The organism is Rhizobium sp. PL01, assembly GCF_033447125.1.
GTDB lineage: Bacteria > Pseudomonadota > Alphaproteobacteria > Rhizobiales > Rhizobiaceae > Pararhizobium.
The window spans coordinates 827240-845534 of the sequence record NZ_JAWQUM010000001.1 but is presented as its reverse complement, the minus strand read 5'-3'; the positions used below and the strand labels follow the sequence as shown (position 1 = coordinate 845534).

18 protein-coding genes and 1 tRNA gene are annotated in these 18295 nt (G+C 59.2%); 7 read left to right on the top strand and 12 right to left on the bottom strand.

What is annotated here, in order from left to right:
* Positions 1-113 precede the first annotated feature (113 nt).
* Positions 114-2165 carry an acyltransferase family protein gene (locus R6X40_RS03885; RefSeq protein WP_318411088.1) on the top strand — a complete coding sequence of 684 codons (2052 nt, stop codon included), beginning with the start codon at positions 114-116 and terminating at the stop codon, positions 2163-2165.
* Here R6X40_RS03885 and R6X40_RS03880 read toward each other — a convergent pair.
* Positions 2155-2394 (bottom strand): DUF6894 family protein, encoded by a 240-nt coding sequence (locus R6X40_RS03880; RefSeq protein ID WP_318411086.1) that lies wholly within the window; start codon positions 2392-2394, stop codon positions 2155-2157. The two genes, R6X40_RS03885 and R6X40_RS03880, sit on opposite strands and share 11 nt — an antisense overlap.
* A 195-nt stretch (positions 2395-2589) precedes the next feature.
* Between R6X40_RS03880 and R6X40_RS03875 the strand changes: the two genes are divergently transcribed.
* Entirely contained in the window at positions 2590-2820 is a 231-nt protein-coding gene (locus R6X40_RS03875) for a hypothetical protein (protein WP_318411084.1), read from the top strand.
* Between the two features lie 22 nt (positions 2821-2842).
* Here the strand turns inward: R6X40_RS03875 and R6X40_RS03870 are convergent, their stop codons facing one another.
* The 3 genes from R6X40_RS03870 to R6X40_RS03860 all read right to left on the bottom strand — a co-directional run bounded on the left by R6X40_RS03870 (position 2843) and on the right by R6X40_RS03860 (position 5481).
* On the bottom strand, positions 2843-3007 hold the full coding sequence (locus R6X40_RS03870; RefSeq protein WP_318411083.1) for a hypothetical protein: 165 nt from the start codon (positions 3005-3007) through the stop codon (positions 2843-2845).
* Between the two features lie 67 nt (positions 3008-3074).
* Entirely contained in the window at positions 3075-3689 is a 615-nt protein-coding gene (locus R6X40_RS03865) for a DUF1236 domain-containing protein (RefSeq protein ID WP_318411082.1), read from the bottom strand.
* 70 nt (positions 3690-3759) lie between these two features.
* Positions 3760-5481, bottom strand: coding sequence for an ABC transporter ATP-binding protein (locus R6X40_RS03860; RefSeq protein ID WP_318411080.1), 1722 nt, complete (start codon positions 5479-5481; stop codon positions 3760-3762).
* Between the two features lie 249 nt (positions 5482-5730).
* Between R6X40_RS03860 and R6X40_RS03855 the strand changes: the two genes are divergently transcribed.
* Both R6X40_RS03855 and R6X40_RS03850 read left to right on the top strand, forming a co-directional pair.
* Positions 5731-6504 (top strand): SDR family NAD(P)-dependent oxidoreductase, encoded by a 774-nt coding sequence (locus R6X40_RS03855; protein WP_318411078.1) that lies wholly within the window; start codon positions 5731-5733, stop codon positions 6502-6504.
* Positions 6501-7031, top strand: a complete 531-nt coding sequence (locus R6X40_RS03850; RefSeq protein WP_318411077.1) for a ribonuclease H — start codon at positions 6501-6503, stop codon at positions 7029-7031. Before R6X40_RS03855 ends, R6X40_RS03850 begins: the two co-directional genes overlap by 4 nt.
* A gap of 124 nt (positions 7032-7155) precedes the next feature.
* On the opposite strand, the gene R6X40_RS03845 is transcribed toward R6X40_RS03850, so the two are convergent.
* The 4 genes from R6X40_RS03845 to R6X40_RS03830 form a co-directional block, all read right to left on the bottom strand.
* A tRNA-Lys gene (locus R6X40_RS03845) sits at positions 7156-7231 on the bottom strand.
* 150 nt (positions 7232-7381) lie between these two features.
* On the bottom strand, positions 7382-8299 hold the full coding sequence (locus tag R6X40_RS03840) for a PhzF family phenazine biosynthesis protein (protein WP_318411075.1): 918 nt from the start codon (positions 8297-8299) through the stop codon (positions 7382-7384).
* Positions 8300-8370: 71 nt separating this feature from the next.
* Positions 8371-9108, bottom strand: a complete 738-nt coding sequence (locus R6X40_RS03835) for an NUDIX hydrolase (protein ID WP_318411073.1) — start codon at positions 9106-9108, stop codon at positions 8371-8373.
* A 20-nt stretch (positions 9109-9128) separates the two neighbouring features.
* A complete protein-coding gene (locus R6X40_RS03830; protein ID WP_318411072.1) occupies positions 9129-10235 on the bottom strand; it encodes an endonuclease/exonuclease/phosphatase family protein in 1107 nt (368 codons plus the stop codon).
* A gap of 207 nt (positions 10236-10442) precedes the next feature.
* On the opposite strand from R6X40_RS03830, the gene R6X40_RS03825 reads away from it, so the two are divergent.
* A complete protein-coding gene (locus R6X40_RS03825; protein WP_318411071.1) occupies positions 10443-10823 on the top strand; it encodes a DUF4189 domain-containing protein in 381 nt (126 codons plus the stop codon).
* Between the two features lie 4 nt (positions 10824-10827).
* On the opposite strand, the gene R6X40_RS03820 is transcribed toward R6X40_RS03825, so the two are convergent.
* Genes R6X40_RS03820 through R6X40_RS03810 form a run of 3 tightly spaced genes read right to left on the bottom strand, consistent with a single transcriptional unit; the run spans position 10828 to position 14522 of the window.
* Positions 10828-11850, bottom strand: a complete 1023-nt coding sequence (locus R6X40_RS03820; protein ID WP_318411069.1) for an ABC transporter ATP-binding protein — start codon at positions 11848-11850, stop codon at positions 10828-10830.
* Positions 11838-13532 (bottom strand): iron ABC transporter permease, encoded by a 1695-nt coding sequence (locus R6X40_RS03815; protein WP_318411068.1) that lies wholly within the window; start codon positions 13530-13532, stop codon positions 11838-11840. The genes R6X40_RS03820 and R6X40_RS03815 overlap by 13 nt, the downstream gene beginning before the upstream one ends.
* Before the next feature lie 9 nt (positions 13533-13541).
* The gene (locus tag R6X40_RS03810; RefSeq protein WP_318411067.1) at positions 13542-14522 is read right to left on the bottom strand and encodes an ABC transporter substrate-binding protein; all 981 of its coding nucleotides are present in this window, start codon (positions 14520-14522) and stop codon (positions 13542-13544) included.
* A 241-nt stretch (positions 14523-14763) separates the two neighbouring features.
* On the opposite strand from R6X40_RS03810, the gene R6X40_RS03805 reads away from it, so the two are divergent.
* Entirely contained in the window at positions 14764-16665 is a 1902-nt protein-coding gene (locus R6X40_RS03805) for a CASTOR/POLLUX-related putative ion channel (RefSeq protein WP_318411065.1), read from the top strand.
* A 110-nt stretch (positions 16666-16775) separates the two neighbouring features.
* Positions 16776-17825 carry an aldo/keto reductase gene (locus R6X40_RS03800; RefSeq protein WP_318411063.1) on the top strand — a complete coding sequence of 350 codons (1050 nt, stop codon included), beginning with the start codon at positions 16776-16778 and terminating at the stop codon, positions 17823-17825.
* A gap of 15 nt (positions 17826-17840) precedes the next feature.
* Here the strand turns inward: R6X40_RS03800 and R6X40_RS03795 are convergent, their stop codons facing one another.
* On the bottom strand, positions 17841-18257 hold the full coding sequence (locus tag R6X40_RS03795; RefSeq protein WP_318411061.1) for an Lrp/AsnC family transcriptional regulator: 417 nt from the start codon (positions 18255-18257) through the stop codon (positions 17841-17843).
* Positions 18258-18295: the final 38 nt, after the last annotated feature.

Here is an 18295-nt window from a genome sequence, read left to right as displayed (position 1 = left end):
GGCAACATATGCTCTTGGTTTTTTCCCTTTTCAAAAGACGGGCTTGATCCGCGCCGTCAACCCGTCGCATCCTGCGAACGTATCCAGCCATTTGGATCTCGCCGGGGCCAGCCATGAACTATCGACGCGAAATTGACGGCCTCCGATCGGTCGCCGTGGTGCCTGTGTTGCTGTTTCATGCCGGGTTCCAGCAGTTCAGTGGTGGTTTTGTCGGTGTCGATATTTTCTTCGTCATCAGCGGATACCTGATCACCTCGATCATCATCTCGGAATGCGACAAGGGTCAATTCTCGCTGCTCAAGTTCTACGAGCGCCGGGCCCGCCGCATCCTGCCAGTGCTGTTTTTCGTGCTGTTGTGCTGCCTGCCATTTGCGTGGGCCTTTATGTTGCCGGAGCAGATGGCAAGCTTTGCCCGCAGCATCATCGCACTCTGCCTGTTCCGCTCCAATTTCTTTTTCTCGCACGAAGGCGGCGGCTATTTCGCGTCCGCATCGGGAGAGCAACCGCTGATGCACACCTGGAGCCTTGCCGTCGAGGAACAGTATTACATGCTGTTTCCGCTCTTCGTCATGCTGATATGGCGGTTTGGACGGCGCGTGTTGATCGCTACCATTGCTGCTGCGGCGCTTGCCAGTCTGCTCCTTGCGCAATACGGCTCGGTCAATTTCGAGACCACCAATTTCTACCTGCCGCACACACGGGCCTGGGAATTGCTGGCGGGCTCTCTCTGCGCCTTTCTGCTGGCCGGTGGCAAACAGTATAAGAGTAACATTCTTTCGCTCGTTGGACTGGCCATCATCGTCTTTTCCATCTTCGACTACGATCAGGCGACGCCCTTCCCCTCGTTCTACGCACTTGTCCCCGTTATGGGCGCCGTGCTGATCATCCTTTTTGCAGGGCCAGGCACCCTGACAGCGCGGTTGCTCTCGACGCGCCCGATGGTCGGCATCGGATTGATCAGCTACAGCCTTTACCTCTGGCACCAGCCGGTCTTTGCCTTCGCCCGCATCCGCAGCATCGCGGAACCGTCGCCGCTGCTGATGATCATCCTCGCCCTTGCCTCTGCTGGTCTTGCCTATCTGTCCTGGCGGTTCATCGAGGCGCCGTTCCGGAGAAACGGCACGGCGCGGCTTCTGCCGACGCCCGCTCGCATCCTCGGCGCGAGCGGCATCACGGCCCTGCTGTTCATCGGCATCGGCTTGTATGGCAAGTCAAGCCACGGCTTGGAATTCCGCCTGCCGCAAACTGCATTGGCAGCTCTTGCCGAACAGAAACATCACGATCCCGTCATGGACACCTGCCTGTTCAACAGAGGCGAAACCTCCCTGCCCCATCCCGTCAGGGCTTGCCTGACGAAACACTCGACCAGCAGCAAGACCATCCTGATCGGCGATTCGCATGCCGGGGCCCTTGGTGGCGAGGCGCTTCGCAGCTTTGATGCTGCCAATGTCGATCTCTATGTGATGGCGCATTCAGCGTGTGTCGGCTTTTCCGGATTTTATGTAACCAATCCCAAATACAAACTCCACTGCAACCCGTTCTTCACGGGCATCGAGGATTACATCCGCAAGAGCGGTATTCAGACGATCATCATGGCGAACCGGTGGAGCCTCTATGTCGATGGGTCACACTTCGACAATGGAGAAGGCGGTGTCGAACCGCTGCAGCCCACCTATATCGACCTGCTCGACCGGCTTGACGAGAACGCCAAACAGGATGATCCAGCGCGCAAGGCGCGGGTGCTGAAGCAATATGTTGATGACATCCGGGCCTATCTCAATTCTGGCCATAACGTGGTGCTCGTCTACCCGATCCCAGAGGCTGGATGGAATGTTCCGGGCATCGTTGCGAAAAGTGCGATGTCGGGGATTGAGAACCTGGAATTCAGTACGCGCTTTGACCGATACCAGCAACGGAATGCTGCGGTCATCTCAGCCTTCGATGCGATTTCGCATCCCAACCTTTTCCGCGTCCGCCCCGCCGATTACTTCTGCAACAGCTTCCTTGAAGATCGCTGCATCAACAGCCTGAGTGCGGAAAAGGTGTTTTATATCGACGACAATCACCCATCCAATCCAGGTGCCCGGCTGGTGGTTCCAGCGATACTGAAAGCCGTTCAGGCTATTGAAGCAGGAAGCAGCAACGCTGCACCGGTTACGCAGTAGACCACTGAATCTGCAACTCGAGCTTCATCCTGACGACGGGCCTGTGATCTGCATTGAGCACCTCGATTTCGAGGGCCTTGACCGGATCTTCCGGCAGTCCGTCGAGTGCCATTTCAGCCAGCACGATCTTTGCCTGGCGAATGGCTGCTATCAGATCCGGAAAGTCAAAAGGATCATCGGCCGGAATTGTGCCGTCATTGTCGATTACCTTGAAATAGAACGCGGCCATGGCATTTTTCCCGTGTGTGGGGAAAAAGCATGAAAACGCAAAAGGTTGCCTGACAAAAAAATTTTCGTGGCACGTCAACATATGTCTTAGTGAATAGCGCCAAATTCAAATCGCGCTAAACTGCAGCCATAACAGCCGTCCTTTCAGCAATGACGGAGGCCGGACAGAGCTTCCATCCTCAAAGGAGGAACAACAATGGCCTATTTCAATCCGCATGCCGATGCTCTCTGCTCTGAGGATATCGATGCGCTGCGGCGGGTTTTCGATCAGTTTTGCGAGACGCATCAGACTGCGAGTTCGGATGCCGACATGCAGATTTGTGCAGCAGCGGTCGTTCGCCTCTATCAGAGCGGCGAGCGAGATCCCGCAGTCCTAACAAGGGCATGTGAAGCAGCACTGCGGCAGGATTTTGCAATCGGTGCATGACGTCTGATCAACCAACCGACTGCTACTTCGTCTGCTCGGCCGCATTTTCCGGCGCGACGACCAGCGGATCAGGCGGTGTCGTACTGTTTGAACCTTCATTCGGCGAATAATATTGGACGACAAGGATGCTGAGGATCGATCCGACGACGACGCAGATGACGCCCACCATAAGGGTACGAGAGGTCATCGTTTAGCTCCGCTCCAGGATAACACCAAAACAGGCCGCGCATAGCGCGGCCTGTTTTGCGTTCAGCTTATTCGTAGACATATACAATCCGCCGACTCTGTGGATCAACCAGCATTGGCCGATCGTTGATGCGGACATAGCTGTACTGGTAGTTGGGCACCTGAGTGATGACCATGTCAGCAGGCACCGTCGCGCCGACAACCACTTCGCCGTCATACGTAACGGCATCCATCGAAGCACCATCGATATAGGTCCGCACCTCCGGCGGTGGCACAATCGCCCCGCTGCTATCGACGGTACCGATCAGTTCATCGCCGGGCGCCGGCGAAGCAGGGCCGTCCACGACCACGGTCTTTTCGTAGGTGACCACCGGAACCCCGAGATCAGCGCGTCGTTCCTGAATGATGACAGGCGCGCCATCGTAATCGACCGTGAGTTCCTTCGCGTAAACCCAACCACGCAGGCCGTTGACATCGATCCGGCACCAGCTTTCGCCTTCAAGGCATCCGTCAAGGGCAGCACTACTGCCGCGCGTGGCGATACCGACGGAGTGATAGTCCGCTCCCGGTCCGGCATAGACTGTCAAGTCAGTTGCCGTTGTTGCCATCATACCGGCCGAAGCCAAGCCGGTTCCCGTCAGAAGCATCGCACCTGCGAGCAAAGGCTTTGATATCCAGCGCATATTGTTCTCCTTGTTGAACAGTGGACACAAAACGCCCGACCGTCGCCAAGGTTCCCTTGCAGCGCGCGTCCTACCCGGCCTGCAACTGGCTGAGACGGCTGTAGAGGCCATTCTTGCTCAGGAGCTCGGAGTGACTTCCATCCTCGACGATCACCCCCTCGTTGACGACAAGAATACGGTCGGCCTGCGTGATCGTCGCCAGGCGGTGGGCGATAACCAGCGTCGTTCTTCCCTTCGATAATTCCGCCAAAGACTGCTGGATGGCACGCTCGGTTTCGGTGTCGAGCGCCGACGTCGCTTCATCGAGGATCAGGATCGGTGGATTTTTCAGAAAGATGCGGGCAATCGCCAGACGCTGCTTCTGTCCGCCCGACAGTTTCACGCCGCGCTCGCCGACAACCGTGTCGAGCCCCTGCGGCAGGTCGGCAATGACGCCTTCGAGCCGTGCCTTGCGGGCCGCCTCCACAATATCGTCTTCGCTGGCGTCCAACCGGCCATAGGCGATATTTTCGCGCAGCGACCCGGCAAACAGGAAAACATCCTGGCTGACGATGCCGATATGATTGCGCAGCGACCGCAGGCTCATGTCACGGATGTCGATATCGTCGATGGTAATGGAACCGCCCGTCACCTCGTAGAAACGCGGCAGGAGGGCGCAGATCGTCGTCTTGCCGGCGCCTGATGGCCCGACGAAAGCCACCGTTTCACCCGCACGGATGTCGATGGTGAGATCATTCACGATCGCCTTCGATTCCCGGTAACCAAAGGAAGCCTTGTTATAGCGGATATTGCCCTTCAGCCCGGTGACATCACGGGCACCCGGCCGGTCGGCGATATCGGGGCGCGTATCGAGAAAATCGATATAACGGCGAAAACCGGCAATGCCCTTGGGATAGGTCTCGATGACCGAATTGATCTTGTCGACCGGGCGGAAGAACACACCGACCAGAAGCAGGAACCCGACGAAACCACCGGCCGTCAGTTCTCCCTTCAGCACGAAATAGCTGCCAGCCACCAGCACGACCATCTGGACGAGACGCATGGAGAGGTAGCTCAGTGTCGTCGATATGGCCATGATCCGATAGGCATCGAGTTTGGTCTTGCGGTAACGCTGGTTGTCCTTTTCGAACAGCCCGCGTTCGTGGTCCTCATTCGCAAATGCCTGCACCACGCGGATGCCACCAACATTTTCCTCGATCCGGGCATTGAAATCGCCGACGCGATTGTAGAGCGCCTGCCAGTTGCGCGTCATCCGGCCGCCATAGCGGGTGGTCAGCCACGCCGTCAGCGGCAGTACCAGCGCAGTGATGAATGCCAGCTTCGGGTTGACCGAGAACATCAGCAGGAACGCGCCGATCAGCGTCATGATGGCGATAAACACGTCTTCCGGACCATGATGCGCAACCTCGCCGATCTCCTCCAGATCCTTGGTCAACCGGGCCACGAGATGGCCGGTCTTCTGGTTGTCGAAATAGCCAAAGGACAGTTTCTGCAGGTGGTCGAACGCCTTGCGCCGCATCTCGGTCTCGATGTTGATGCCAAGCATATGGCCCCAATAGGTGACGATCGCCATCAGCCCGCCATTGACGAGGTAGATCACCATCAGGCCGGCCGAAGCCGCCGTCACATACCCCCACTGCCCTGTCGGCAACAGCACGTCGATAAACAGCTTGACGGCAATCGGGAAACCCAGCTCCAGCAGCCCGGAGGTCACCGCGCAGGAAAAATCCAGCAGGAACAGGCGCCGATGCGGCCGGTAGTACGAAAAGAAACGGGCGACGAGAGCGCGCATGCTTTGATGTCCTTGTCAGCGTTCAAGTGCGAAGCGCTTTGGCCGCAAGGGTAAAGCAGAACAATCTTCGCGTGGGCGGGTAATGCCCTTGATCGATGCCGCCTCTTTTAATCCGTTCGATTGGAACAGCAAGCGTCACGACAAAAAGTTGATGAAAGAAGACAAGTTTTTTTGCCATGCGTGACGAGTTCATATTTCGGTCCCGGACTGGTATCCCTTCCAGCCTACTTTCGGACGAAGGAGTATCCCATGGCTCGTATCTTCATCACCGGCTCCACCGATGGCCTTGGCCTTGCTGCGGCGCGCGCGCTTTTGGCCGAGGGACACGAGGTCGTGCTTCACGCCCGCTCCAAAGCGCGGGTGTCTGCCGTGACCGCGCTCTCATCACGGACTGCCGGTATTGTCATTGGCGACCTCAGCAGCGCCGAGGAAACGCGATACATTGCCAGTCAGGTGAACGCGATCGGGCGCATGGATGCAGTCATTCACAACGCGGGCGTCTATCTTGGCTCAAGCCGCGGCGACACGCCCGAAGGGCATGCAAGAACGCTCGCAGTGAATACTCTTGCCCCCTATATGCTCACCGCACTGATCGCCCGTCCGAACCGACTGGTTTACCTCAGCAGCGGAATGCACAGAAGCGCCGACGGAAGCGCGAGCGATATCGACTGGACACAACGGAACTGGAACGCCAGCCAGGCCTATAGCGAAAGCAAATTTTACGTGGCGGCCCTCGCCGCCGCTGTCGCGCGCCATTGGCCTGATATCATCAGCAACGCCGTCGATCCCGGCTGGGTGCCGACGAAGATGGGCGGTGCAGGCGCCCCGGATGACCTTGAAATGGGGCACCAAACCCAGACGTGGCTTGCCGCCAGCCAAGAACCGGCGGCACAGGTCAGCGGCGGCTACTGGCATCACCGCCAGCAACAGACGCCTGCTTCAGAAATAGTAGACCCCCGCTTTCAAGACAGGCTTATGGACAGACTCGCCGAACTGACGGGTATCCGGCTATTCCCGTCATGAGCATAGACATCCCCTTGCAGTTCGATCCAGCTGCCTCGCCGGATATACAACACGGCTTACATGTCTTCGCCGACGGTTGCTTCGAACCCGGATCCGGATATGGCGGATGGGCATTCGTCGCCTATCGCGATGCCGTGGAGATAGAATCCGCTTTCGGTGGCATACGGGATACCGACAACAATGCAATGGAACTGACTGCGCTGCTGCAGGCGGCAGCGTGGATCAACAGCCATGCAGCATGTGACCCCGCGGTCATCTGGTCGGATTCCGTCTACGCGGTCAGAGGCTGCAACCAATGGCGTCCTATCTGGAAGAACAACGGTTGGAAAAAGATCGGTGCGAACACCAAGGTTCGAAACCGGACGATCGCCAATCCGGAACTCTGGAAAGCCATAGACCATCAGCTTCAGCACAACGACCTGATGACGATCGCCTGGTGCAAGGGCCATTCCGGCATCGCTGGAAACGAACTCGCGGATAGACGTGCCGACCAAGGGCGGCTTTCGATGGAAAAACGCAGCGCTTGATCTTTACCGGCTACCGCCGAAACCGAATATCGCTGCAGAGGGGAAATTGGAGTCCAAAGCCACAAGCGAAGAGTGACCTGCCCGAAGGCAAATCAAATCAACGCTATGACTGTAAAAGAGAGAATGGTGGGTGATGTAGGGTTCGAACCTACGACCCGCTGATTAAGAGTCAGCTGCTCTACCAACTGAGCTAATCACCCGCCAGAACCGCTTCGTTTGCGGCCTCTAGAACCACATTGCTGTGGTGTGATGCGGCGTATAATGGGGTTCGCCGGGCTTGTCTAGTTCCTCGGGCGATTTTCTTTCGGATTTCTCAAAAAAATGTGTGTGGGCTGTTTAGAGGCTGTTTTTCAAAGATAAAGTTCACCGGCCGCAATCTTCACCGCTTGCCCACCGATCCGGGCCGTACCGATTTCACCGCCGGAGACATCGATGTGAAGGTGCAGCAGCGACGGACGCCCCATCTCGACGCCCTGCTCGATCAGGAACGGATGATGCCCGTCGATCAACTGGTCGAAACAGTGGATGGCGCCGGAAAAGGCAGCGACTGCAGCGCCCGTCGCCGGGTCCTCGACAATGCCCATGGCCGGAGCAAACATGCGGGTGTGGAAGCGGGCGACATGATTGACCCCACCTCGGCAGTAGAGATAGGCAGCGGCAAGCCGCCCTTCGGCGATGGGCGTGATCTGCTCCCAGAGGGCCGGATCGAACTCCACGGCGCCTGCAGCACTGACGTCATGAACGGGGATCATCACGAAGGGCACCCCAGCGCTCCAGAACGATGGCACGTGGTTTTCAAAGCCGATCTGTGTTGCCTTCAGGCTGAACGCATCCGCAATCGCCTGCCGGTCGAACTTCGCATCAAGCCGCACTGATTTGCGCGGCACATCGAATTCGGCGAAGGTCGCCTCCCCCGACCTGCCGCGCACGGCGCAGCGCACCGGGCCGACGTTTTCCTCAAGCATCTGGACGAGATCGTAGTCTTCACCGGCAGAGGAGCGCCCGTCTTCGGCGAGCGCGATCGCCGCCCCAACCGTCGGATGGCCGGCGAAGGGTAATTCATAACCGGGAGTAAAAATTCGCAGCTTCGCAGCATGCCCCGCTTTTTGCGGCTTTTGCAAAAACACTGTTTCCGACAGGTTGAACTCGCCGGCAATTGCCTGCATCGCTGCGTCGCTCAGGCCATCGCCGTCAAAGACAACGGCGAGCGGATTTCCCTCCAGCCTGTTGGCGGTGAAAACGTCGTAGATTGCATAGCGACGTGCCAAGGTGGTCTCCCTTTGCAGTTTTCAGCTATCAGACCTTGCATGGCAGATAGCTGGCGGCAAGCGCAAAAGCGTCATTGCATCGACTTGAAAACCCATTCCAACACCGGCGGCATGAAGGGTGGATAAGGGTGCTGCGCAGCATCGGCGGTGTGAATGGCAAGAGCGGTATCGATTTCCGGCTCGGGATCGGCAGCGATATGGGCCGCGATCCCCTCGATCAACTCCGAAGCAGTCTCTGCAAAATGATAGACACGAAACAGCGTGACGACGTCCTGACCATGCAGGCCATAGAAACCGGACACGGTCTTGGCGTCCGACAGCGACAAACCGGTTTCCTCCAGCACCTCGCGCGCCATATTGCCGTCGATATCGCAATATCCCTCACGAATATCGTCCGGGTCCAGCGAGCCTGCCGCACAATAGACCCGGCCGGGATTGGCGGTGTGCTGCCCCATGCGGATAGCGATTACGGCACCATCGGAGGAGACAATCACTGCGAGGCCGAACAGATGAACGGCGGCCCCCGCCGGGCGGGTCTTGCGCCACAGCAAAAACGCCGAGAACGGAACCACATGGCACTCGCCCGAAACGACGCCATGCCGTAGTTCAATCGCCCGCATCAAAAGCATGCGGCCGTCGAAGAGCGCAGGATTGGCAGATACCTCCCTGTCCCAGTTGGCAGCGATCTCCGTCTGGCGGGATAGGCAAAAGGGATGCGGCTCGTCGCTCACCCGCACTTCGATGCGGCTGACGGGAAAGATCAGCCGTTCAGCAGGCCATTCGGAAAAACTGCTTGTCGATTGCGACATGGAATTCCGCCTCGCAAGGTTTAAACGTTGAGGGAGATGACGACCGGGCAATGATCGGAGGCCTTTGGACGGTCCCAGCCGGTTCGCGGATAGCGCTCGACCTCCTGCCCCTTCGGGAAGATCGTCCGGTAGGGCTGGCCGCCACGGATGATCTCCGGCACGCTGGCCGGGTTGCGCTCGGCCAGCGCTTTTGACAGCCATATATAATCGAGTTGGCAAAGGTGCCGCTCTTCCGGTCCACGGCTGTGGAACAGGGTCCAGCGGTCGAGTTCCGGACGCCGGCGCATGACGTTTTCGACGAAGCCATCATGACTGAGCACATCAAGCGCGCTCTCCGCTTCCTGCCGCGGCACGAAACTGTAGCCTGCGCGCCGGTCGCCGAGCACATCGACTCGCTCCTGATAATCGTTCATGTCGCCGCAGATGGCGAACATCTTGCCATCCAGATTATCCGCTCCAAAGCGGTTCTCTACGATGCGGCGGACGGCGGCGACCTCGGCTGATCGTACCGGCATCGTGGACGTGCGCCCGTCGAGCCCGTCGCGGGCCGGGCCCATCGATTTGAAATGCACGACGAACAGCGTGAACGGCCGGCCGCCAATGCGGAAATCGAGTTCCAGGCAATCCCGTTTGAAAATACGGTCGCCGGGCACATTGGTGGCAGCCAGTGCATCGTTGAAGAGATCGAAATCGGCATAGGTGACGGCGGCATGCGATTTGACATCGACGCACTCGATCTTCTGGCCATCGCGGGTTTCCTCACGCACCAGAACGGCAACATCGATGCCGCGGCTGTCATTGCCCTCGATCAGATATTTCTGCCGGTAGCCATTGCCGACCATGCGGAACAGATAGCCATATTCAAAGGCCTGCAGCGCCACCATGTTGTCGGCTTCCTGCAGACACAGAATATCGGCGTCGCAATCGGCAATGGCGAGCGCTGACATCTGCCTGGTGTCATCGGTATAGGCGATGGTTCGGGCTTCCTCCAGCCGCTGGTATTCCGCCTCGTTCTTGACGTCGAAGAGCCTGAGAACGCGATCCTGCTTGAGGTGGTTGCGAAAGCCGGAGAAATCGAACCGGCTCATCAGGTTTTCGATATTGAAGGTGGCAAGGCGAAGGGTCATCAGCAGTTTCCGGATGCAATCGGCGCGACTTTAGACAATCGGGCGCAAAAGTCGAATGCCTTTCTCCCCATCTGCTCGCTGCCGCGTAACAGCTGCTTCGACACCATTTTTGGGGTGATCCAATCCTTGCGAATAATCGATCCTGATAGGCCGTTTCCCATTCGCAAGATCGGCCGGACAGGTGCAAGGCCTATGGAGAAGAACGGAATGTCAAACTGGAAACACAACGCCAGAACTGTGATATCGGCTTTGGCCTTCCTCGGCGTCAGCGCAGCCATGAGCCATGCCGACAGTTTCGGAGCGATCTCGCTGTCGCCCGAGACCGGGGCGACTGGCTGGTCGCACGACTATAACTCCCGCCGGGAGGCTGAACGGGTGGCACAGTCGCATTGCTTCGGGAATGCCGACGATTGCCGGGTTGCCATCTGGTTCAAGAATGGCTGCGGTGCTGTCGCACGCGGGCCGGACGGTTGGGGCGCTGACTGGGCGTCAGGAAGCCGACGAGCGCAACGCGCCGCGCTCGCCGCCTGCTCCACTCGTTCCTACGGCTGCCGGATCGTCCGTTGGCAATGCTCGGGCGCAAACTAAGAGTTCACAGGAGCCATCCTTGTTGGATCACGAACGGCTGCAAAACATTGCAGTCCATGGCGCGCGTAGAATAAGCCCGTAGTTTCTGCCCGCCTGCCGTGCGCAGCGAAAGGGAAAACCGCTCGCCCTCGAACACACAGGAAGTCACCTGCAGCATGATGCCGCCGGGATCGGCAACCACGTGTTCTGGACGGACGAGAACCGGGCGGCTCGGGGCCGCTGTCTGACGGAAAGCCGCCTCGACCGTCGGCCAGGAGAGCAGACGCGGCCCGTGATCCGGCACTGGCAGGTCGAGGATGGCGCCCTGCCCGACCAGCCCGCCGACCACCCGTCCCTCCGGACGCGCGTAAATCTCCTGCGGTGAGGCGACCTGCATCAATCGCCCTTCGGACATCACGGCAATGTCGGTCGCAAGCGCCATCGCCTCGCCCTGGTCGTGGGTCACGTAAATCATTGTCGCGCCGGACCGGGCATGGAACTCCCGAAAGGTTTCCTCCATCGCCGCCTTTAGATGGCGGTCGAGATTGGCGAGGGGTTCATCCAGCAGGACCACGTCCGGCGACGTGACGAGGCAACGGGCCAGCGCCACACGCTGCCTCTGGCCGCCGGACAAATCGGCCGGGCGTCGATCGGCGTACTCTTCGAGCCGGACGACCGAGAGAGCGTCCTTGACCCGGGCTTCCCAGGATGGACCGGTGATGCCCCGCACCTTCAGCGGATAACCGACATTTTGAGCAACCGTCATATGCGGCCAAAGGGCATAGGACTGGAACACCATCGCCATGTTGCGCTTTTCCGGCGGCAGCGCGCCGCTGGCATCTGCAAGCGTGCGCTCGCCCAGCATGATCGATCCATCTGTCGGCTGCTCGAAACCGGCGATCATTCGAAGCACTGTCGTCTTGCCGCAGCCCGATGGCCCAAGCAGCGCCAGAAAGCCCCCCTCGCGGACGGTCAGAGAGACATCCGAGACAGCGGCACGGCCGGTGCCAAAATCCTTGCTGAGATGGTTGAGGATCAATTGCGCCATGGCAGCACGCCTCTCGGAAGGTGTTTCGCCAGCAGTTCTAGGAGCAGCATCAGAATGACCACCATGATGACGACAAGCACGGATAGCGCCGAGGCGAGATCGGAGCTGCCGCTGTCGTCGAGATTGAAGATCGCCACACCGAGCGTCTGGGTGCCCGCCGACCACAGCAGCGCCGAGACCGTCAGCTCGCTGCAGGCAATCAGGAAGACAAGAATGACGGAGGCGCCCGCCGCCGGTGCAATGAGCGGAACGAGAATGTCGCGCATACGGCGGCCAAAACCTGCGCCGGAAAGCCGGGCGGCTTCCTCAAGCGAGGGATCCAGCTGCAGAAAGGCGCTCACCACCGGCTTGAGGCTGATGGCGAAGAAACTGGAGAAATAGGCGATCAGGATGATCCAGATCGTCCCGTAGATCGAAATATTGACTAGCGGCAGCGGTGCAGCAAACAACAGGATGAAGGCAACGGCCAACACGATCCCCGGAAGCGCATAGGGAATTTCGATCAGACCGGCGATGATATTGGCGAGCTTTCCCGGACGGCGGGCAAGCAGATAGGCGGTGAGAACGGTGAACAGCAACAATCCACACGCCGTTGTCCCCGCCAGGAACAGCGAATTGGCAAACGCCGTCAGCGTAACCGACTGGCGAAACAAGATTTCGCTGTATGCACCAAGCGACATGGTTTGAAAATTCAACGGCACGCCATAGGCAGGTACCAGTGAACTGGCGACAAGTGCTGCAAGCGGTGCAACGAGAACGAAGATCAGGATGAGCGAAAATCCGGTTTCGGCGACCAACCGCCATGCGCCGAACGAAAACGCCGCATTTTGGCTGGAGAGACCGATAATGCGATAATCCCTGCCCCTCAGTGCCCGCTGCTGGATCACCAGGCCAAGACCGGCGATGACGGCGATCACCATGGAAAGCTGCGACATCTCGGCAAACGTGCCTGCCCCAAAACTCGAGAGGCGGCTGTAGATCAGCGTTGGTAGCACGAAGATCGACGCGGGAATTCCGAGAATGGCCGGAATGCCGAAATTGCCGACACCGGAGACGAAAGCAATCGCGGCACCAGCGATCAGGCCCGGCATGGCCAGCGGAAAAATGATATCGCGAAACACACGCATCGGAGACGCACCCGCCAGACGCGCCGCCTCGACGCCATCGCGTGGCAGCGCGGCAAGCCCTGCCTTCAAAGCCAGAAACACCAGCGGTGCATGCTGGACACCCAGCAGCAGCGCGATGCCGCTGAGCGAATAGAGCGGCTGTGGACTGCCAAGTGGCGGCGCGATACCGAGCGTCTTCAACAAAGGACTGGCCGGACCCGACATTTGCACCCAGGCGAGCGCCGTCACCTGCGGCGGGATCATCATCGGCAACACGAAGGCGAAGCTGAAAAAGCCTTTTGCGCGGATATCAGCCAGCGTCACCACGAAGGCAAAGGTCGCGCCGAGCAGAACGGAAATCACCATGCCACCGGTCGCAGTGATCAACGTGTTACGAATTGCAAACCAGGTCGAAGATTCCGAAAAAAGGCCGGTGGCCCTGCCCTCGAGCGAAAACCGCAATCCGGCATAAAGCAGCCGTGCCAGCGGCAACCCGCTCAACAGGCAGACGGCAATGACGACGAAAGGAAGCAGCCAGGCGGGCTGGCTGCTTCGATTGGCAGAGTGTCTGGGCATGGGAACCGATCAGTTGGTACCGAAGATACCGGAGAACGTCTTCAGGTCGCCTTCCGAGTTCTTGACGGCAGCGGCCGCGTCGATCGGCAGCACCTTGATGCTATCGCGTGCCGGAAAACCTTCCGGAAGGGCAACCCCATTGCGGGCCGGGATATAGCCGAGCTTGACGGAAACCTGCTGGCCCTGTTCGGACAGGAGGAAATCGACGAACTTCTTGGCCGTATCAACGTTCTTGGCTGTCTTCAGGATCGCGACCGGCTCGGTCACGGCGCTGACGCCTTCAGCCGGGAAGACGAAATCGACCGGCGCGCCCTTGGCCTTTTCGCGGATCGCCATGAAATCCACAACCATGCCGTAGGCCTTCTCGCCGGTGGCGACCGCCTTCAGCACGCCGCCATTGCCGCCCGAAGCGGTGGCACCGTTCTCGGCGAGCGACTTGTAATAGTCCCAGCCGAAACCATCGATTCCGCTCAGCGTCTGGGCGTGGATCAGGGCAGCGCCCGAGGTCAGCGGGCTCGGCATGGTCACCAGGCCCTTGGCTTCCGGCTTGGCCAGATCCTTCCACCCGGCCGGCTTCATCGATGCCGCGGTGTTGTAGATGATACCGGTGGTGATCATCTTGGTTGAGTAATAGGCGCCATCGGCATCATAGAGAGCTGCGTCGTAGTTGGCCGCTTCCGGCGACTTGTAAGCCAGCAGCTGGCCAGCTTCCTTCATCCGCTGCAGCGTCACGGTGTCAGCGATCAGAAGCACGTCGGCAACCGGATTTCCGGCCTCGATCTCAGCCATCAGTTTGGCCATGATCTTGGTGGTGCCATCGCGCACCCACTCGACATCAACGCCCGGATTGGCGGCCTTGAAAGCATCGACGGTCGCCTGCGCGTCTTCATTTGGCTGGCTGGTGTACAGCACCAGATTTTCGGCGTGTGCCGAAACGGCAATGAGGCTGGCGGCAACGAGCGCGGTAAACGCACCAAGCAAAGTCTTCATCGGTCTTGATCCCAAGTGAACAGATGGACCGATGGATAGTACCCGCAATTGACAGGGATATGACACCGCGAGGCCGTTGGCGGAGAATAAACAGCCCGCCACAAGCGTGATGTGGATAGATACCGGATGAGCAGATGAACATTACTGGGTGCATTCGCACTCAGCGGCCTAAACCTGTTGAATATATTAGTAATATCTGCGATCCGAGCGAAACGCATATGGCGGGGCCAAGGAAAAATCGATGAGCAAAAGTACGACATGGGGCGCACGGCTGCGCTATGAGTTCGACAAGAGCATGGCCGGAGGAGCAATCGCGCTGATCGGCTGGCTGACCGTCATTTCGCTCATTGTTATCGTGGTCGCCGGCGCCTTTCTCGCCATCACCCAGATCGCACCGGAAGGTGGCGAACCCGTCAGCTTTATCGAAGGCACTTGGGAATCGCTGATGCGGACCTTCGATGCCGGTACGATGGGTGGCGATACCGGTTGGGGCTTTCGCGGCGTGTCGCTGTTCGTCACGGTCGCGGGCATTTTCGTCTTCTCGGCTCTCATCGGCGTTCTCAGTTCAGGCCTCGAAAACAAGCTCGAAGAATTGCGCAAGGGCCGCTCGAAGGTGCTGGAAAACGACCACACGATCATTCTCAACTGGTCACCCTCGATCTTCGACGTCATCTCCGAACTGGTCATCGCCAATAGCAGCCGCAAGAAACCGCGCATCGTCATCATGGCGAGCAAGGACAAGGTGGAGATGGAGGACGAGATTGCCACCAAGGTGGCCAGTCTCAAGAACACCAAGATCATCTGCCGCAGCGGCGACCCGACCGATCTCTATGACCTGAACATTGTCAATCCGGAAACCTCCCGCTCCGTCATCGTATTGTCGCCCGAAGGCGACGATCCGGATTCTCAAGTGATCAAGAGCGTGCTGGCACTGGTGAACGCGCCCAACCGCCGCGCCAAACCCTATCAGATCGCTGCAGAAATCCGCGACAGCAAGAACGCCGAGGTTGCCCGCATCGTCGGCGGCAACGAACTGCAGCTCATTCTGGCCGACGACCTGATTTCCCGGATCGTCGTGCACTCCAGCCGTCAGTCGGGCTTGAGCGCCGTCTATTCCGAACTTCTCGATTTTGACGGCTGCGAAATCTACACGCTGGAACAGCCCGATCTTACCGGAAAGAGTTTTGCCGCATCCGTCATGGCCTATGAGACATCGACGCTGATTGGCCTTTGCGACGATGATGGCAAGGTTCACCTTAACCCGCCGCCGGGCCGCATCTTCAAGCCGGGCGAGCGCGCCATCATCATTGCCGAGGACGATGCCGCCATCAAATCCGGCGGCAATGACATTCACATCGAGAAGGACGCCATCCTTCCCGTGCAGGTACGCGAGCAAGGCCCGGAACGCACCCTGCTTCTCGGCTGGAATCGTCGCGGCCCGATCATTACCTTCGAATTGTCCCGCTACGTCGCGCCGGGTTCGCTGCTGACGATTGCCGCTGATACGCCAGAGCTAGAGGACGAAATCGCGGCCCTCAAGGTGGTCAACGGCAACATGTCCGTCGATTACCGCGTCATCGACACCAGCAACCGCGCCGAGCTCGATGCGCTGGACATTCCAAGCTACGATCACGTGCTGGTTCTCGGCTACAGCGACCATATGGCGCCGCAGCCGGCCGACACTCGTACCCTGGTGACGCTGTTGCAGCTACGCAAGATTGCCGAGCATGCCGGCCGCCATATCAGCGTCGTCAGCGAGATGACCGACGTGCGCAACCGCGAGCTGGCCGAAGTCACCCGCGCCGACGATTTCGTCGTCAGCAACAAGCTGGTCAGTCTGATGCTGGCACAAGCCTCTGAGAACGAGCGCATGGCCGCAATCTTCGACGAGCTTCTCGATGAGGACGGTTCGGAAATCTACATGCGGCCGGTCAGCGATTATGTCGCCATCGGTGAACCCGTCACATTCTACACGCTCTGCCTTGCTGCGCTCCGCCGCGGCGAAGTCGCAATCGGTTACCGCCGCCAGCGCGAAGGCGATAGCAACCAGCGCCAGCTCGGCGGCGTAACGGTCAACCCGTCGAAATCCGAAAAGCTGCTGTACAGTGCAGCCGACCGCATCATCGTGCTGGCGAAAGACTGAACGAGGGCGGCAGAACCGGAGGACGGCCATTTTCGGCCGCCTCTTTCCTTTTGATGGTCCGCGACTAGCTTAGTTTGCACTGCGCACGTCAAACGAATCGGGACATCATCATGGAATATCGTCTTCTTGGCCGCTCTGGCCTCAAGGTTTCGACACTGACCATCGGCACCATGACTTTTGGCGGCAAGGGCTGGGCCAAGACCGTCGGTGACCTCGGTGTTGCCGAGGCGAAAAAACTCATCGACATGAGTCTAGACGCTGGCGTCAACCTGATCGATACCGCCGATGTCTACTCGAACGGCGCGTCGGAAGAGATCGTCGGCGACATCATTGGCAACAAGCGCAAGAACGGCGTGCTCATCGCCACCAAGGCCCGCTTCCCAATGGGCGACGGCCCAAACGACGCCGGTTCCTCGCGCCATCATCTGGTGCGCGCCTGTGAGGCAAGTCTCAAGCGCCTGAAGACCGATGTCATCGACCTCTACCAGCTGCACGAATGGGACGGACAGACGCCGCTGGAAGAGACGATGGAAGCGCTCGACATGCTCGTGCGCCAGGGCAAGGTCCGTTATATCGGCTGCTCGAATTTCTCCGGCTGGCATATCATGAAGGCGCTCGGCGTCAGCGCTACCGAGTATCGCCAGCGCTTCGTCAGCCAGCAGATTCACTACACGCTCGAATCGCGCGACGCGGAATATGAGTTGCTGCCGATCTCGATCGATCAAGGGCTCGGCGTGCTCGTCTGGAGCCCGCTTGCCGGTGGGCTTCTCTCCGGCAAACATCGGCGCGACAAGACGGCGGAAGGCTCGCGCCAGCTGGCCGGCTGGGACGAACCGCCGATCCGCGACGAGGACCGGCTCTGGGATATCGTCGATACCCTCGTCGATATCGCCGAAAGCCGCAACGTCTCTGCCGCGCAAATCGCGCTCGCCTGGCTGATCGGCCGCAAGGGCGTCACCTCCATAATCATCGGCGGCCGCACCAAGGCGCAATTCAAGGATAATCTGGCCAGTGCCGATCTGGCCCTGACCGACGAAGAACGTGAACGCCTCGACTCCGTCAGCCTGCCGCCAGTGCTCTACCCCTACTGGCACCAGGTTCGGACCGCCAAGGACCGATTGAGCGAAGCGGACCTGTCGCTGCTCGGACCACACACCTGACGCAGGAAGTCCCCTTCAGATCGTCGTCAGCAGAAGGCTCGTTTCCGATTTCGACACACCGTCCAGCGCCCGAACATGGCGCAGGACGCGGTCGAATTCAGCGAGGTTTTCCGTCTGGATTTCTGCCACGAGATCCCAGGCTCCATTGGTCGTGTGCAGGGCACGAATTTCCGGAATGCCGCGCAATGTCTTAACAATGGAGACGGTTTTCTGACCGGTGATCTCGATCAGCATGACGGCGCGCACGGCATGCGGATCTTCCGCTGCGGCGATCCGCACCGTGAAGCCGGCGATGACGCCGTCGGTGGTTAGCCGGTCAATCCGGTTCTGAACGGTGCCCCGCGATATCTTTAGAAGTTCCGCGAGCTTCGAGACGGAGGCACGGCCATCTGTCCGGAGAATCGCGAGCAGACGGCGGTCGGTGCTGTCCATCGACTTTCCTTTTATCAATATGCTGCCATAGCCTATCA

Excerpts from the sequence above, each read along its gene's own strand:
- R6X40_RS03885 (WP_318411088.1), top strand. The coding sequence starts at position 114 with ATGAACTATCGACGCGAAATTGACGGCCTCCGATCGGTCGCCGTGGTG.
- R6X40_RS03880 (WP_318411086.1), bottom strand. The coding sequence starts at position 2,394 with ATGGCCGCGTTCTATTTCAAGGTAATCGACAATGACGGCACAATTCCG.
- R6X40_RS03875 (WP_318411084.1), top strand. The coding sequence starts at position 2,590 with ATGGCCTATTTCAATCCGCATGCCGATGCTCTCTGCTCTGAGGATATC.
- R6X40_RS03870 (WP_318411083.1), bottom strand. The coding sequence starts at position 3,007 with ATGACCTCTCGTACCCTTATGGTGGGCGTCATCTGCGTCGTCGTCGGA.
- R6X40_RS03865 (WP_318411082.1), bottom strand. The coding sequence starts at position 3,689 with ATGCGCTGGATATCAAAGCCTTTGCTCGCAGGTGCGATGCTTCTGACG.
- R6X40_RS03860 (WP_318411080.1), bottom strand. The coding sequence starts at position 5,481 with ATGCGCGCTCTCGTCGCCCGTTTCTTTTCGTACTACCGGCCGCATCGG.
- R6X40_RS03855 (WP_318411078.1), top strand. The coding sequence starts at position 5,731 with ATGGCTCGTATCTTCATCACCGGCTCCACCGATGGCCTTGGCCTTGCT.
- R6X40_RS03850 (WP_318411077.1), top strand. The coding sequence starts at position 6,501 with ATGAGCATAGACATCCCCTTGCAGTTCGATCCAGCTGCCTCGCCGGAT.
- R6X40_RS03835 (WP_318411073.1), bottom strand. The coding sequence starts at position 9,108 with ATGTCGCAATCGACAAGCAGTTTTTCCGAATGGCCTGCTGAACGGCTG.
- R6X40_RS03830 (WP_318411072.1), bottom strand. The coding sequence starts at position 10,235 with ATGACCCTTCGCCTTGCCACCTTCAATATCGAAAACCTGATGAGCCGG.
- R6X40_RS03825 (WP_318411071.1), top strand. The coding sequence starts at position 10,443 with ATGTCAAACTGGAAACACAACGCCAGAACTGTGATATCGGCTTTGGCC.
- R6X40_RS03820 (WP_318411069.1), bottom strand. The coding sequence starts at position 11,850 with ATGGCGCAATTGATCCTCAACCATCTCAGCAAGGATTTTGGCACCGGC.
- R6X40_RS03815 (WP_318411068.1), bottom strand. The coding sequence starts at position 13,532 with ATGCCCAGACACTCTGCCAATCGAAGCAGCCAGCCCGCCTGGCTGCTT.
- R6X40_RS03810 (WP_318411067.1), bottom strand. The coding sequence starts at position 14,522 with ATGAAGACTTTGCTTGGTGCGTTTACCGCGCTCGTTGCCGCCAGCCTC.
- R6X40_RS03805 (WP_318411065.1), top strand. The coding sequence starts at position 14,764 with ATGAGCAAAAGTACGACATGGGGCGCACGGCTGCGCTATGAGTTCGAC.
- R6X40_RS03800 (WP_318411063.1), top strand. The coding sequence starts at position 16,776 with ATGGAATATCGTCTTCTTGGCCGCTCTGGCCTCAAGGTTTCGACACTG.
- R6X40_RS03795 (WP_318411061.1), bottom strand. The coding sequence starts at position 18,257 with ATGGACAGCACCGACCGCCGTCTGCTCGCGATTCTCCGGACAGATGGC.